The 14197-nt window shown below is 74.5% G+C and carries 14 protein-coding genes; 5 read left to right on the top strand and 9 right to left on the bottom strand.

Translation table 11 applies throughout. The features are described 5' to 3' along the window. Window positions 1–108: 108 nt before the first annotated feature. The 4 genes from OP18_RS25425 to OP18_RS25410 all read right to left on the bottom strand — a co-directional run bounded on the left by OP18_RS25425 (window position 109) and on the right by OP18_RS25410 (window position 4873). Window positions 109–1530, bottom strand: coding sequence for an aminotransferase class I/II-fold pyridoxal phosphate-dependent enzyme (locus tag OP18_RS25425; RefSeq protein ID WP_033361555.1), 1422 nt, complete (start codon window positions 1528–1530; stop codon window positions 109–111). After that, window positions 1520–2647, bottom strand: coding sequence for a M20 family metallopeptidase (locus OP18_RS52990; RefSeq protein WP_156089760.1), 1128 nt, complete (start codon window positions 2645–2647; stop codon window positions 1520–1522). Before OP18_RS52990 ends, OP18_RS25425 begins: the two co-directional genes overlap by 11 nt. Window positions 2648–2683: 36 nt before the next feature. Then, window positions 2684–3043 carry a hypothetical protein gene (locus OP18_RS25415; protein ID WP_033361554.1) on the bottom strand — a complete coding sequence of 120 codons (360 nt, stop codon included), beginning with the start codon at window positions 3041–3043 and terminating at the stop codon, window positions 2684–2686. A 72-nt stretch (window positions 3044–3115) separates the two neighbouring features. Further along, window positions 3116–4873, bottom strand: coding sequence for a hypothetical protein (locus OP18_RS25410; RefSeq protein ID WP_033361553.1), 1758 nt, complete (start codon window positions 4871–4873; stop codon window positions 3116–3118). A gap of 663 nt (window positions 4874–5536) precedes the next feature. Here OP18_RS25410 and OP18_RS25405 point away from each other — a divergent pair. Beyond that, window positions 5537–6079 carry a hypothetical protein gene (locus OP18_RS25405; RefSeq protein ID WP_033361552.1) on the top strand — a complete coding sequence of 181 codons (543 nt, stop codon included), beginning with the start codon at window positions 5537–5539 and terminating at the stop codon, window positions 6077–6079. A 166-nt stretch (window positions 6080–6245) separates the two neighbouring features. On the opposite strand, the gene OP18_RS25400 is transcribed toward OP18_RS25405, so the two are convergent. Together OP18_RS25400 and OP18_RS25395 are read right to left on the bottom strand one after the other, a co-directional pair. Then, window positions 6246–6752 carry a DUF1269 domain-containing protein gene (locus OP18_RS25400; protein WP_033361551.1) on the bottom strand — a complete coding sequence of 169 codons (507 nt, stop codon included), beginning with the start codon at window positions 6750–6752 and terminating at the stop codon, window positions 6246–6248. A gap of 21 nt (window positions 6753–6773) precedes the next feature. Next, window positions 6774–7160 (bottom strand): SHOCT domain-containing protein, encoded by a 387-nt coding sequence (locus OP18_RS25395; protein ID WP_033361550.1) that lies wholly within the window; start codon window positions 7158–7160, stop codon window positions 6774–6776. A 187-nt stretch (window positions 7161–7347) separates the two neighbouring features. Here OP18_RS25395 and OP18_RS25390 point away from each other — a divergent pair, with 187 nt between their 5' ends. Genes OP18_RS25390 through OP18_RS25380 form a run of 3 tightly spaced genes read left to right on the top strand, consistent with a single transcriptional unit; the run spans window position 7348 to window position 10114 of the window. Next, window positions 7348–7956 (top strand): HdeD family acid-resistance protein, encoded by a 609-nt coding sequence (locus OP18_RS25390; protein WP_033361549.1) that lies wholly within the window; start codon window positions 7348–7350, stop codon window positions 7954–7956. Continuing rightward, window positions 7953–9314: a diacylglycerol/lipid kinase family protein gene (locus tag OP18_RS25385; RefSeq protein ID WP_081971090.1), complete on the top strand. Its 1362-nt coding sequence runs from the start codon at window positions 7953–7955 to the stop codon at window positions 9312–9314. The genes OP18_RS25390 and OP18_RS25385 overlap by 4 nt, the downstream gene beginning before the upstream one ends. Further along, window positions 9311–10114 (top strand): metallophosphoesterase family protein, encoded by an 804-nt coding sequence (locus tag OP18_RS25380; RefSeq protein WP_081971089.1) that lies wholly within the window; start codon window positions 9311–9313, stop codon window positions 10112–10114. Before OP18_RS25385 ends, OP18_RS25380 begins: the two co-directional genes overlap by 4 nt. Window positions 10115–10206: 92 nt before the next feature. Here the strand turns inward: OP18_RS25380 and OP18_RS25375 are convergent, their stop codons facing one another. Together OP18_RS25375 and OP18_RS25370 are read right to left on the bottom strand one after the other, a co-directional pair. Next, entirely contained in the window at window positions 10207–11487 is a 1281-nt protein-coding gene (locus tag OP18_RS25375; protein WP_211273667.1) for a cellulose-binding domain-containing protein, read from the bottom strand. Window positions 11488–11505: 18 nt separating this feature from the next. Continuing rightward, window positions 11506–12843, bottom strand: a complete 1338-nt coding sequence (locus OP18_RS25370) for an extracellular catalytic domain type 1 short-chain-length polyhydroxyalkanoate depolymerase (RefSeq protein WP_033361548.1) — start codon at window positions 12841–12843, stop codon at window positions 11506–11508. A gap of 198 nt (window positions 12844–13041) precedes the next feature. On the opposite strand from OP18_RS25370, the gene OP18_RS25365 reads away from it, so the two are divergent. Continuing rightward, complete coding sequence (locus OP18_RS25365) at window positions 13042–14058, top strand: PaaX family transcriptional regulator (protein ID WP_052387293.1); 1017 nt, start codon at window positions 13042–13044, stop codon at window positions 14056–14058. Here the strand turns inward: OP18_RS25365 and OP18_RS57525 are convergent. After that, on the bottom strand, window positions 14042–14197 hold the full coding sequence (locus tag OP18_RS57525) for a non-reducing end alpha-L-arabinofuranosidase family hydrolase (RefSeq protein ID WP_281179534.1): 156 nt from the start codon (window positions 14195–14197) through the stop codon (window positions 14042–14044). The two genes, OP18_RS25365 and OP18_RS57525, sit on opposite strands and share 17 nt — an antisense overlap.

Here is a 14197-nt window from a genome sequence, read left to right as displayed (position 1 = left end):
ATCCCACACCCTCCCGCCACGGCCAACGCGCGCTCAGCGCATGGTGTTCGCGGGACAGTGTAGAAGCATCCATCCACCGTTCGTGATCATGTTGTCACCCGAACGTGTTCAGCTGTTGACGACCCGCAGCGTGGCGAGGGACGGGTCGGCGGCGTAGGCGATCCGCACCCCCGCGCGCCGGGCCTCCTCGAGCGCGCCGAGCACCTCCGCCGTGACCTGCTCGCCGGGCGCGAGGATCGGGATGCCAGGCGGGTACGGCGCGACGAGCTCCGCGCAGACCCGGCCGACGGTCCGCGCGGTCGGCAGCGTCTCGACGGCGGCGAAGAAGGCCTGCCTGGGCGGCATCGCCTGGACCGGGTCGACCTGGTACACCGCCGACCCGACCACCGGCCGCGGCGCGCCACGGTGGCGGTGCAGCGACCCGGTCAGCGCCGTGGTGAGGCGGGTCAGGGACCCGTGGGTGTCGGCCAGGGAGACAACGGCGACCAGGACGTCCCGGTCGGCCGACTCGACCGGCAGCCCCGCGGCCAGAAGGTCCCGCTCGACCAGATTGCCGTCCGCGCCGGTACCGGCCAGCAGCAGCGTCAGCTTCAGCGGGTCGACCGCGGGACCGTCCAGGACGGTGAGCCCGTCGACGGCGCGCAACCGGTCGCGGGCCTCGGCGGTGGCCGTGATCGCGTCGCCGAGCAGGGCCTCGCCGTCGCGGCGGAGCAGGGCGCGGGCGGCGTCGGTGCTGGCGAGGATCGCGCCGGCGGGGCTGGTGGTGGCGGTCGCCTCGACGCCGGCGTCCAGGCGGGCCGGGTCGACGCGGCCGGTGCGGGCCAGGACGAGCGCCGCCTGGCTCCAGGCGGGCAGGGTCTTGTGCGCGCTGGTCACCATGACGTCGGCGCCGAGCTGGAGCGGGTGGCGGGGCAGGGCGGGGTGGAAGCCGAAGTGGGCGGCCCAGGCGGCGTCGACGATGAGGGGCCAGCCGGCCTCGTGGGCGGCGGCGGCGAGGCCGGCGACGTCGCCGACGGTGCCGACGTAGGACGGGTCGCCGACGAACACGGCCCGCGCGTCGGGGTGTGCGGCCAGGGCCCGCCGGACGGTCGCCGGGGCGACGCCCAGCGGCAGGCCGGTGGCGGGGTCGACGTCGGGGCGCACCCAGACCGGGGTCAGGCCGGCCAGGACGAGGCCGAGCAGCAGCGACCGGTGCAGGGTGCGGCTCACCACGACCCGGTCGCCGTCGGCCGCGACGGCCAGGGCGACGGCCTGGTTGGCGTGGGTGGCGCCGCCGGTGGAGAAGCGGCACAGGTCCGCGCCCCACAGCCGCGCGGCGCGGGACTCGGCGTCGGCGAGCACGCCGGTGCTGAGCTTCATCGTGTCGAGGCCGGCGTACAGCGGCACGTCACCGGCGACCACGTCGCCGACGAGGTCGGTGCGCTGCTTGTGGCCCGGGATGGTGAACGGCGCGGGGGTGCGCTCACCGAAGCGCAGCCAGGCGTCCAGCAGCGGCGCGTCGCCGCGCAGCCCGCGCGGGTCAGTCGGCATCGGGGCGCCACTGCGTGAGCACGCCCGTCAGTGCGGCGGCGAAGGCGCGGACCTGGCGCAGGTCGACCCATTCGTCGACCGCGTGCAGCCCGCCGCCGGAGGGGCCGCAGATCAGGGTGGGGCAGAGCCGCTGCCACAGTGGCGCTTCCATCCAGTACGGCGCGTCGAACGTGGCCCCGGTGCCGAGCCGCTCGCCGAGCCGGCGGGACAGGGCCGCGGCCGGGCCGGTCCCGTCGAGCCGCCAGCCGTCGCGGTGCGCGACCAGCTCGGCGGTGGCGGGCCAGCGCGGGTCGAGCAGGGCACGCACCTCGTCGAGCGCGCCTGCGGCGGGGCGGCCCGCCGGGGTGCGCAGCTCGACCAGGCACTCGGCGTGGTCGGGCACCACGAACGGCGACCGGCCGCCGTGCGCGACCGTCACCATGAGGTCGCCGCCGGCGGCGCGGACCGCGGCGGCGGCGCCGTCGACGGCGTGCAGCAGCCGGCCGAGGTGGGTGACGGCGTTGACCCCGAGGTCGGCCTGCGAGCTGTGCGCGGCGCGGCCGGTGAACGTCACCCGCACCACCGCGAACCCGCGCAGCGAACTGGTCGGGGCGAGGTCGGTCGGCTCGGCGATCAGGCAGGCGTCGGGCCGGATCCCGAGCCCGGGCAGCGCGGCGATGACGGCCTCGCTGCCGAGGCTCGCGTCCTCCTCGTCGGCGACGAGCGCGAGCACCGGGCGCACCGGCGCGTCCGCCGCCACCAGGTGCTCGGCGGCGGCGACGAGCGCGGCGGCGCCGCCCTTCATGTCGGCGGCGCCGCGGCCGAAGAGCCGGTCCCCGTCGACCCGGGGCGTGAACGGCGCCGGCATGCCGGTGACGCCGACGGTGTCGAGGTGGCCGTTGAGCACGACCGTCGGCCGGTCCGCCGGCCCGGGCGGCACCGCCACCAGGCTGGGCCGGTCGTCGCGCCCGGGCGCGGGCACCACCGTGGTGGTGAAGCCGGCGCGGTCCAGCCGCGAGCGGAGGTGCGCGACGATCCGAGCCTCACCGGCGGCGCCCGGGACCAGGCCCGGGTTGACGCTGTCGATCCGGACCAGGTCGGCCAGCAGCGCCACCGCCTCGGCCGCCACGTCCCGCATGACCACGAGCCTAGTGCCTAGGGCGCGTGGCACCGCTCATCGCGGGATCGGCTCGAACGGCACCGTCTCGAGCATCAGGGCGGCGCACACCACGAAGCCCTGGTGCTCGTCGTCGCCGACGGCCAGCCGCAGCACGGTGTGGCTGATCCGCTCCGGGACCGCGGCGAAGCGGTCGATGGCCGCCGTGTCGGTCGCCTCGGCGATCACGAGCTGCCGGTAGGAGCGCCGCACCTGCATCGCCATCACCTCGTAGAAGACCACGCACAGCCGCTGCCCGGTCTCCCGGTCACCCCCGGTGCGCAGCTCCAGCCGCCGCCGGGGCAGCTCGTATGACCACGGCTCGAACAGCCGCTCGATGCGCAGCGGCAGATGGTCCCGGACATCAGTGTAATTCATCGCCCATTCACCACCCGAACGGGCGGCCCGCCCTCAAGATACCGATGAGGCCGGGCCGCCCTGGAAAAAGGTTCAGCCGTTCACGGTCACCGCGAACGACTGCCACGACGACACGGTGCCGTCGGTGTAGCGCACCGCGAACCAGAAGTACGTCCAGCCCGGCTCGGTCGGCGTCCAGTGCACGCGGGCCTTGCCGTCGGCGTCGACGGTCACGGTCCGGTGGTTGCTGTCGCTGGTGGTGAAGTACTGCACGTCCTGGACGTCGGCCGCCACGTACGGCGTGACGGTGAAGACGCCCTCCACGCCGACGCCGCCGCCGGTGCCGTCGATCGGGTAGACGCCGTCGGAGGTGATCGCCGGCGCGTCGAGGACGTAGAACGTGGTGGTGATCGGGTCGTAGTGGGAGGTGCCGGCGCTGTCCTGACCGGCGTAGGTCAGGGTGTGCTCGCCGAAGCCGAGCGGCGCGGTCTGCACGTCGGTGACGCCGTCCGCGCCGACCGGGGCGAACTGCTGCGCGCCGCCGTCGATGCTGTAGGCGAACCGGGTGAGGCCGTTGCCGGCCTGGGTCTCGAAGTGCATGGTGACGACGGCGGCCCGGGTGCCGGCCGGGTCGGGGGCCTGGCCCGTCGGGTAGGCGTTGACCCCGTAGCTGCGGACGTTGATCTTGTACGCGCGGGCCGGTGACCGCAGGTGTGCCCGGTCCAGGCTCGCCACGTACAGCGTCTGCACGCCCGTGGCCCGCGGGGTCCACTGGACCGTCGCGCTGCCGCCCGGGTGGTCCGCGGCGACCCGCTGGAACAGGGAGAACGGCGACGTGCCGTAGAGGAACTCGACGACGTCGTCGGACCCGTTGGCGGTGAAGGTGAACGTGCCCGGGTGCCCGACCTCGCCGGTCGGTGCCGGTGGGTTCTCCGGGTAGTCCGTCGAGGAGACGCCCGGCGTGTTCGGGACGGTGCGGTCCACCACGAACGTGCACGCCGCGCTCCACGCGGAGTAGGCGCGCTGGTCGTAGGTGCGGGCGTGCCAGCCGTAGGCGGCCTCGGCCAGGCCGCCGATCTGGATCGTGCCGAAGCCGAACACCCCGTCGCCGCCGCTGCCCTGGAACGTCTGGATCGGCGTGGTCGCCGCGGGGTCGCTCAGCGGCCAGTACTCGATCTCGGTCCGCAGGGCGTCACCGGCGTCCGGGTCGGACTGGTCGGCGCGCACGGTGAAGTCGGTGCCGGCGTAGTACGTGGCGGCGAAGCAGTCCGTGTCGCCGTCGTACGTGAGCTTCGTCGGCGTCCGCGGGGCCGTGTTGGTCAGCTCCACGTTGAGGTGGAAGTTGTTCTGGTCGAGGTAGCGGCCGTACGCCAGCTCGTTCTCCTTGCCGCCGGGGACCTTGATCTCCACGTACAGGCGGCGCTGCTGGCGCTGCAGGGCCTTGTCGAGCCCGGCGGTCAGGTCGAAGTTGATCACCGCTTCGCAGCCGGGCGCCTCGGCGACCGGGGTGACGGTGCTGCCGGCCGACGCCGGCGGGCGGTTCCACGAGTTGGCGGTGGTGAAGTCGGCGACCGGCCGGCCCTCCAGGGCGCGGGGCTTGCTGCAGTCGGTGGCGCCCATGTCGATCACGCGCAGCTGCGCCGAGCGCAGCCGGGCGCGGGGGACGCCGCCGATGTCGAACCCGAAGTAGACGCGGGTCTTGTGGGTGGCGCCGTCCACGACGTGCGCGCCGAGCGGCAGCCAGCCGTTCGGGTAGAACGTCGTCGTGCCGGGCGTGGCCGAGTCGGTGAGCGCGATGAACGAGGGGGTGAAGGAGAAGTGCGGCTCGGCTGCTTCCGCCGAGGTCCCCACGAGGACGGCCGCGGCCGCGACCGTCGTTGCGATGAGGGCTTTCGCCGCGATCCGCCCGCGTCCCCGTGATCCGCGGGTCTCAATGCGCAATATGGTGCCCTTCTGCTGGGGGTGAGTACGACGTCCCGCAGCGTATCGATCACCGCCGTGCGGCGTCGCCCCATATTCCACAAAGGACATTGCGCCGGAAACCGGGACAGGATCGGCTCAGCAGCGCCAGCGCACCATGTCGGAGGGCCCTTGGGGTCGCCGGCGGTGGCGCCCCCGTACTGGAACGGCGTGCCGCGCTGCTGGTCCAGCACCGGCGGCGGCGTGACGTCCCGTCGCGCCGGACCGCCGGCGTGCGGGTGTCCGGGTGCCCGCCCCAAAGGCGACACCGGTCTCGCTGACCGCGTCCGGCGCGAACGCGCCCAGCTCGTCGACCGCGCCGGTGGCCAGGTTCCACCGTACGTGCCCGACGGGCTGGCCGGCGGAGAGCCCGGTGCCGGGTGGCGGCGAGGGACGGTCCTGCTGCGCGAGTACCCCGGCCGGGCCGACCGCCCACGGGCCGGCCAGCGCCCTCACGCCGGCGGACTCGTGCGGCGCCGGGTGCGGGCCCGGCAGCGCCTCGACCCGGCAGTGCAACGGCGGGGCAGCCGATGGGGCCGACGACGGGACGGGTGCGTGGGGGAGGGGCCGGAGCGCCGGCCCGGCGCGGCGACCGCGACCCCGGCCGGGACCGGCGCGGTCGCGACCCCGGCCGCGGCGACCAGGCGGACGCGCCGGGCGCGGATCTCCCTGCGGGCGACGAGCGCGACCCCGGCCCGCATCCGGGTGGGCGTGACGTCCTGCCCGGCGGCCCAGGACCGCAGCCTCGGCGCCGCCGGTCACCGTGAGCTCCTCAGCTGCGGCTCGACCACGTCGCGCAAGGTTCGCAGCGCCGCGGCGGTCTGGCTCTTGGACGGCGTGCTCGGACCGCCCGAGCGCCGCCACGCCGGCGATCGGCAGGTCGCACAGGAACCGCAGCACGATGACGATCCGCTGCCGCTCCCGCAGCCGGCGCAGCGCGTTCTGCGCCGCGTCCTCCGCCCGATGCGCGTCGCCGAGCACGAGGTACGCGGCCCGGTACATCCGGGGCAGCTGCGACCTGACGTACTCGACGTACTCGCGCTCATCGTCGGCCTCCACCCGTGCTGTCCCTTCGACGCCCTTGCCGTGCCCCGCTGATTAGGAGATGCGCGGCGGCGCCGGAAAGGGGCAGTCCCGCCGGCGGGCTTCGCCGGCGGGACTGCACGCCGCCGGCCCGCGGCCCCGGCGGGAGTGCCGGGACCGCGGGCCGGTCGGTGCTGCGATCAGGTGGTGCGATCAGATGGTGCGGATCAGATGGTGCGAATCAGACGTGGGCGAGGCGGGCGGCGTCGACGGCCTCGTTGAGGCGCTGCTCGGCCTCGTTGCTCAGGGAGCTGCGCAGCAGCTTGCCGCCGAGCTGCATCGTTGCCATCTCGTCGACGACCTTGTCGATGGTGACCTGGTCGACGAGGAGGAACAGGGCCGCCATGCCCGGCTGCATGCTCGAGCCGAGGTCCTTCATGAACTTGTCGTCCACGCCGACGTCGATCGACTTGCCGGCGAGCGCGCCGGTGCCGGCGCCGATCGCCATGCCGATGAACGGGGCGAGGAACAGCAGCCCGATGAGGCCGCCCCACAGGGCGCCGCTGGCCGCGCCGGCGCCGGTGGCCGATGCCGCCTGGTGCATGCGGACCTTGCCGTTGGCGTCGACGTCGACGACGGCGGCGTCGCGCACGCTGATGAGACCCTGCCGCTGCAGGTCGAAGATCTTCTCGCGGGCCATCTTCGCGGTTGCGATGTCGTTGTACTCGATGGCGATCATCTCACTCATGGTGCTTTCCTTCCGTGTCGATCAGCTGAGGATCTTGGTCTTGGCTCGTTCGAATTCGGACTCGTTGATCACGCCCCGCTGCCGGAGCTCGGCGAGTCTTGCCAGGTCCTCGGCGACCCCTCCACCGCCGGCCGCCTCTTTGACGTAGGCACGGAACTGCGCCTCGCGGTCCTGTAGCTCACCGGCCTTGCGTACGAACATCCGGTCGCCGCGGGCGATCATGTAGATGAACACCCCCGCGAACGGCAGCACGACGGCCAGGACCGTCCAGCCCGCCTTCGCCGGTCCGCTCAGGTCATGGCTGCGGACCACGTCGACGACGACGGTGACGACCAGGAAGATCCAGAGGAACCACACGAAGTACCACAGCATCGTCAGGAACACGTCCAGCAGCGGATACGACGACATCCGTGCCTCCTCCGAGCCGCGTCGGTGCCACCTGCAACGCTCGCCACGCCGACGCCCGGCTGCCTCGCCCGTGCCGGGTGACGATGATGGCCGCCATCGTCACCGTCACCTCACCCGCGGGGGATGACGGCACCCGGCCCGGCCGGGTGAACCGTCAAAGCCAGGACCGAACACATCTGGGGGAACCATGACCGCGATATTCGGCCACCATCACCACGACGACCCGCACCACGCGGCCGGCCGCCCGGCCAAATCGGCGACGGGCATCACCGCCGTGTCGCCCCGGCACCTGCTCGCCCTCGGCGCGATCACGGTCGTGTTCGGCATCGCGGTGCTGATCTGGCCCGCGGCGACCCTGCGCCTGCTCGGCGTGCTCGCCGGCATCTGGCTCATCGCCACCGGCGCGACGCGCATCATCCACGCGCTGCGGCGCGACCGCGACGGGCACGGGCTGACCGACCAGGTGCTCTCCGGTGTGCTCGGCGTCGTACTGATCATCGGCGGGGTCGCCTGCATCAGCCGCACCGCGAGCGGGGTCACCGCCGTGGCGGTGATCCTGGGCCTGGCCTGGCTGCTCAGCGGCGTCACCGCGGTCCTGCTCGGGCTGTTCGCCCGCGGCAGCACCCGGTGGTGGCTGCTCGGCATCGGCGCGGCCTCGATCGTCGTCGGGCTGCTGTTCCTCTCCTGGCCCGACCTGTCACCCCGGTCGCTGGTGCTGCTCACCGGCATCACCGCGCTGATCCTCGGCACCGGCGAGCTGAGCTTCGGCTGGCAACAGCGACACCAGCTGCGGTGACCGGCCGCCGGCCGGCGCCGACCGGCGGCCACGGCACCCCGGCGCGCGACACCCCGTCGGGCGGTGACCGGGCCGCCCGGTGGCTGGCGCGCACCGCGATCGCGACGGCCGCGGTCGCGGTCGGGCTGCTCGTCGGGGTCGGCGGGTTCCGCAGCGTCGTCCTGGCCGCGGTCGCGGTCGCCGGCGCCGGGACCGGCCTCGCCGGGGCGTGGGCGGCCCTGGCGTACCGCGGCGGCCGGCGCGCGGTCGCGGCCGCGGTCGCGGTGCTCGCCCCGGTCGCCGTGCTGACCCTGTACGCGTGGTCCGGACTGCTGCTGCTCGCGCTGGTGTGCGCCGGGCTGTGGGCGGTGGCCGTGGCGGCCGCCGCGGCGGCGCTGCCCCACGCCCGGACCGCCGAGCACACCGTCGCCGCTCCACCCCACCACCCGTTCCTGATCATGAACCCGCGCTCCGGCGGCGGGAAGGTCGGCAAGCACGACCTCGCCCGCAAGGCCCGCGCCCTCGGCGCCGACGTCGTGCTGCTGGACGGCGCGCGGCACGTCGACGTGACCGAGCTGGCGCGGCGGGCCGTCCGCGACGGCGCCGACCTGCTCGGCGTGGCCGGCGGTGACGGCACGCAGGCGGAGGTCGCCCGGGTCGCCGTCGAGCACGGCGTGCCGTTCCTGGTGATCGCCGCCGGGACCCGCAACCATTTCGCCATGGACCTCGGGCTGGACCGCGCCGACCCGGCGGCGGCGCTGGACGCCCTGACCGACGGCGTCGAGCTGCGCGTCGACGTCGGCTGGGCCGGCGACCGGATGTTCGTCAACAACGCCTCGTTCGGCGCCTACGCCGCGGTCGTGCAGAGCCCCGGCTACCGCGAGGACAAGGTGGCGACCGCGCTGCAGGTGCTGCCGGACCTGCTCGGCGCCGAGCACGGCCCGGGCCTGCGGCTGCACGCCGGCCCGGCCGACGTGGCCGGCGCCCAGGCCGTACTGGTGAGCAACAACCCGTACGCGACGTCGGACATCGCGGGGCTCGGCCGGCGGGAACGGCTCGACGGCGGGGTCCTCGGCGTGCTCGCGGTCACCGTGTCCGGCGCCGCCGACGCGGCCCGGCTGGTCCGCGGCACCCACTCCCAGCCGCTGACCCGGGCCGCGGCCGGTGAGGCGGTCATCGAGGCGGACACCCCCTCGATTCCGGCCGGCGTCGACGGCGAGTCGGTCGTGCTGCCCACGCCGGTGCGGTGCCACATCCAGCCGGGCGCGCTGCGGGTCCGGGTACCCCGCCACCGGCCGGCCCGCCGCCCCCGCCCGCAGGTCGACTGGCGCCGGCTGGGCCGGCTGGCGTTCAGCACCGGCCGGGGACGCCGGCCATGACCGGCGGGGCCCGTCCCGGCCCGCTGACCGTCGCCCACCTGTCGGACCTGCACTTCGGCTGCCACGCCCCGGCGGCCGCCGCCACCCTCGCCGCCGACGTCGCCGCCGCCGCGCCCGACCTGACCGTCGTCACCGGCGACAGCACGATGCGTGCCCGCCCCGGCGAGTACGCGCAGGCCCGCGCCTTCCTCGAGCGGCTCCCGGCACCGCTGCTGGTGGTGCTCGGCAACCATGACGTGCCGCTGCTCAGCGCCGGGCGCCTGCTCGTACCGTACGAGCGGTTCCGGTGGTGGCTCGAACCCGACCTGGACCCGCGGCTGGACCTGCCCCGGGTCAGGGCGCTCGGCCTGCGGTCGATGCCGCGCTGGCGGTGGAAGAACGGCCGCGTGTCACGCCGCCAGGCGGCACTGCTCGCCGGCTTCCTCGGCACGGCACCGGCCGGCGCAGTGCGCCTGCTGGCCCTGCACCACCCGCCGTCCGCGGCCGGCGCCGCCCGGATCATCGGTCGGGCCCGGCTGCTGCGCGCGGCCGCCGCCGCGCACGTCGACGTGGTGCTCGCCGGCCACACCCATCTGCCCGCCACCCGCCGTCTGCCACCCGGCGGCGCCCTCAGCCGTGCGGCCGGTGGCGGCCACCGGGTGCTGGAGGTGGTGGCCGGCACCGCGACGAGCCTGCGGCTGCGCGGCGCGCCGCGCTCCTGGACCGTCATCCGGGTCGACGCCACCCACGTTTACGTCGAGCAGCGCGTCGAGGCCGCCGGCGAGTGGCGCACCGCGGGCACCGTCAGCCACGAGCGGTGACGCCCCCGCCGGTGAGGCACTGAGCGGGCCGCCCGTCGCCGGGTGGCGGCGGGCGGCCCGTTCAGCACGGGGTGTGAGTCAGGTCAGAGGGTTCACAGCGTGAGGTTCTTCTGCTGGACGGTCCATTGGGTGCCGCACAGGCCGCAGTTGGCGCCGACGAAGGTGGTGCCGGCCGCCGTGTCGCCCTTGAGGCGCCACTTCAGGTACAGCACCGTGACCCGGCCGAACTCGCCGCCGTTGGTCTGCGTGTAGGTGCCGCCGTGGCCGACGTTCAGGTTGCCCATGAAAGCGGGCAGCCCGGCGGGGAGCTTGCCCCAGTCGTCCATGGCGTTGCCGTAGGCGATGTCGCTCGGGCCGCCGACGAAGTACGCGATCGGCTTGGTGAGCCGCCGCAGCTGGTAGTCGTTGGCGTCGTTGAGCAGGCCGCTGCTGAAGATGCCGGTGGTCGTGACGCGCGGGTCGTTGGAGACCTCGTACGCCTCCAGGCCACCGCACGACCAGCCCGCCACCGCGATCTTGCCGGTGTCCAGGCGGCCGTAGTACTTGCTGCCCTGCCGGGCGTTCTCCGCCACCGCCCAGTCCATCGACTGGGTCAGCATGGCGGCGGTCGTGGTGCCGGAGCCGTTCGGGGCGCCGCTGGCCAGGACCAGGAACCCGTGCGAGGCGATCTCGCGCAGGAACGGCAAGGACGCGGTGCCGTTGGCGGAGCACCCGCCCTCACCCCAGACGAAGATCGGCAGCCGCTCCGCCGGCAGGGTCTCCGGGCGGTAGATGGTGTGGTTGGGCAGCCCGCCGGAGGTCTCGTAGTTGGCCGGGTACGGACCCGAGCCGCCGGTACCCGGCCGGGGACTGGTGCTGGTACTGGGCGACGCCGACGCGGATGCCGACGCGGACGCCGACGTGGACGCCGACGCGGACGCCGACGTGGACGCCGACGCCGACGGCGAACCGACCGCGCCGGTGCACGCGGTGCCGTTGAGGGCGAAGCTCACCGGCGCGGGGTTCGTGCCGTTCCACGTACCGTTGAAGCCGAACGACGCGGACGCGCCGGTGGCGATCGAGGCGTTGTAGGGGACGTTGGCGACCGACACCTGGGCGCCGGTCTGTGTCACGGTGCCGTTCCACAGCTGGCCGATCGTCTGGCCGGCACCGAACGTCCAGGTCAGGGTCCAGCCGTTGACCGGGTCGCCGAGGTTGGTGACGGTGACGTTGGCGCCGAAGCCACCGGGCCACGAGCTGGACACCGCGTACGTGACACGACAGCCGGCCGCGGCGTTGGCGACGGTCGTGACCAGGGCACCGCCGACGGCGGCGAGGGCGAGACTGAGCGTGCCGGCGGCGACCGCGCGCATCCGGCGACGGGGGAGCTCCATGTGGGTCCTCCAGGGATGTCAAGCGAGCGTGCAGGCGGCGCCGTTGAGGGTGAACGCGGCCGGCCGGGCGGTGTTGCCGGTGTGGTTCGCCTGGAAGCCGATGGTCGTGGAGGCACCCGGGGCGAGCACGGCGTTGTAGCTGACGTTGCGGGCGGTCACCTGGCCGCTGCTCGGGCTGATCGTGGCGTTCCAGGCCGAGGTGACGGTCTGCCCGGCCGGCAGGGTGAACGCCAGCGCCCAACCGTTGACGGTGGTGGTGGCGGTGTTGGTGATGGTGATGCTCTCCGTCAGCCCGGTGTTCCACGGGTTGACCACGTCGGTGACCCGGCAGGCGCCGCCGGGCGGCGGGCTGGACACCGGCGGCACCGACGGGCTCGCCGAGCTGGGCGAGACGCTGGGCGAGCCGCTGGGGCCGCCGGGCGTGGTGAGACCGAAGAACGCGACGGCGTAGGCGGCCATGCCCGCGGACGGCAGGCTGTGCCCGGCGCCCTGGATGCTGTACGCCTCGACCTGCACGGTGCCGGAGGCGTCGGCGTAGCGGCGGCGGTTCCAGCCGGACTGCGGGGTGTCCGTCGACGTGGGGTTCTGGCTCAGCCCGAACACGTCGGTCCACTGCTCGATCTCCTCCTGCAACAGCCGGTACGGCACGAGCGTGTCGCTGGTGCCGTGCCACAGCTGCACGCGGGGGCGGGGGCCGGTGTACCCGGGGTACGCCTGGCGGACGGCGTCACCCCACTGCTGCGGGGTGCGGTCCAGGCCACCGTTGCCGGTGCACTTGCTGCTGCCGGGCGGGTAGTCCGCGGCGCCGCTGAAGCAGTTGAACGGCACGCCCATGAACGCCGCGCCGGCCTTGAACACGTCCGGGTACAGGGCGAGCATGTGGTTGGTCATCATGCCGCCGGAGGAGCTGCCGGTGGCGTAGACCCGGTTCGGGTCGCCGCCGTACTGGCGCTGCACGTAGCTCACCATCGACAGGATCGAGCTGGGGTCGCTGCCGCCACCGCGCCGCTTGGCCGCGTCGGACCAGGTGTCGAAGCAGTTGCCGAAGCCGGCCTGCTGGGTGGCGGTCGGGTAGATCACGATGTAGCCGTACCGGTCGGCGAGCGAGGCGAACTCGCTGCCGGAGTAGAAGCCGGGCCCGGAGCCGCCGCAGCCGTGCATGGCCACGACGATCGCCGGGTTGGCGGGGCGGGTGTCGGGCACGTACACGTGCATCCGCATGTTGCCGGGGTTCGAGCCGAAGTTGGTGACCTCGGTGAGCGTCGCCGCGTACGCGGGACGCAGGGCCACCAGGGTGAGGCCGGCGGCGAGGACCGCCGCGGCCGGGGCGAGCAGGACTTTCCAGGTGATGTGCATGCGCCATCTCCTCCGATGCCGCGAATCGTGTCGCGGCACGTGTGCGAGATCGATCGGTCGGATCGATGAGGACAGCGCGGCTCCCGAACCATGCGCGGCACTTAGTGTGCCCCTGGGTCATGAATGTGTCAATCGAGGATGCTCGCTGCAGGTCGGGCGCTACAGTCGACCGGTCCCGCTCCTATCGCCGGAGGTCGCGTGTCCAGCCCGTTCGACATCGAGGAGATCTTCCCGGACGAGGACGCCGCGGCCGTCCGGCTGCCCCGGCGGCAGACCGGCCCCGCGCCGCAGGGCCTGGCGGTGACCCTGCTCGCGGACTACACCATGCGCACCGGCGCCTGGCTGCCGTCGGCGGCCATCGTGGCGCTGCTCGCCGAGACCGGGGCCAGCGAGGCCGGCGCCCGCACCGCGATCAGCCGACTCGCCCGCCGCGGCATCCTGCTCGGCAGCCGGCAGGGCCGGCACAGCTCGTACCGGCTCGCCCCGGCCGCCGCGGCCCACCTGTCGGAGGGCGGTCGCTGGATCGTGCAGTCGGCCGCCACGACCGAGCCCTGGGACGGCTGGTGGACGCTGATCGCGTTCTCCCTGCCGCAGCACGAGCGGACCCGGCGCCGCTCGCTGCGCGGCCAGCTGCGATGGCTCGGGTACGCGCCGCTGTACGACGGGCTCTGGATCTCGCCGCACCCGCTGACCCCGGCGTCCACGGCGAAGCTGGCCGAGGTCGCGCCGGGCGCGGTCACCGTGTTCCAGGCCCGGCACGTCGAGCTCGGCGCCATGACCGGCCGCGAGCCGCTGCAGGCCTGGGACGTGGCGGCGATCGCGGCGCACTACGAGTCCTTCCTGCGGCGGTGGCGACCGCTGCTGCCGGACGTCACCGCCCGGCGGGTCGGCGGCGCGGACGCGGTGCGGGCCCGGACCGAGGTCATGGACACCTACCGGCGCTTCGCCGTGCTCGACCCGCAGCTGCCGGTCGCCCTGCTGCCCGCCGGCTGGCCGCGCGCGACGGCCCTGGAGGTGTTCACCGCCGTGTACGACGGACTGGCCGGGACCGCCGAGGCGCACGTGCGGGCGGTCGCCGGCCGGTACACCGACGGGCCCCCGCCCGACGTGCGGTCGCACACCGTCGCGGAGCTGCTCGCCGGGGTCCGCTCCGGTGACCGGCCGGCCACCGGGGCGGTGGCCGGCCGGGTCGCGCAGGCTAGCGGCGCAGGGTGAGCACGCCGGGCCGGTAGGGCAGCAGGCCGTAGTCGCCGCCGGAGCTGGGGCTGCGGCCCTGGTAGAGCAGCTGCAGGTTGCAGGCGTCGACGGTCTTGGTCTGGTCGGGGTTGCTGCGCACGAGGTCGCCGTGGCTGAT

Origin of the sequence: Dactylosporangium aurantiacum, from assembly GCF_000716715.1 — a bacterium.
GTDB lineage: Bacteria > Actinomycetota > Actinomycetes > Mycobacteriales > Micromonosporaceae > Dactylosporangium > Dactylosporangium aurantiacum.
This window is presented reverse-complemented; position numbering and strand designations above follow the sequence as displayed.

Coding starts and splice junctions, on each gene's coding strand:
- OP18_RS25425 (WP_033361555.1), bottom strand. CDS start 1,530: ATGCCGACTGACCCGCGCGGGCTGCGCGGCGACGCGCCGCTGCTGGAC.
- OP18_RS52990 (WP_156089760.1), bottom strand. CDS start 2,647: ATGCGGGACGTGGCGGCCGAGGCGGTGGCGCTGCTGGCCGACCTGGTC.
- OP18_RS25415 (WP_033361554.1), bottom strand. CDS start 3,043: ATGAATTACACTGATGTCCGGGACCATCTGCCGCTGCGCATCGAGCGG.
- OP18_RS25400 (WP_033361551.1), bottom strand. CDS start 6,752: ATGAGTGAGATGATCGCCATCGAGTACAACGACATCGCAACCGCGAAG.
- OP18_RS25395 (WP_033361550.1), bottom strand. CDS start 7,160: ATGTCGTCGTATCCGCTGCTGGACGTGTTCCTGACGATGCTGTGGTAC.
- OP18_RS25390 (WP_033361549.1), top strand. CDS start 7,348: ATGACCGCGATATTCGGCCACCATCACCACGACGACCCGCACCACGCG.
- OP18_RS25380 (WP_081971089.1), top strand. CDS start 9,311: ATGACCGGCGGGGCCCGTCCCGGCCCGCTGACCGTCGCCCACCTGTCG.
- OP18_RS25375 (WP_211273667.1), bottom strand. CDS start 11,487: ATGGAGCTCCCCCGTCGCCGGATGCGCGCGGTCGCCGCCGGCACGCTC.
- OP18_RS25370 (WP_033361548.1), bottom strand. CDS start 12,843: ATGCACATCACCTGGAAAGTCCTGCTCGCCCCGGCCGCGGCGGTCCTC.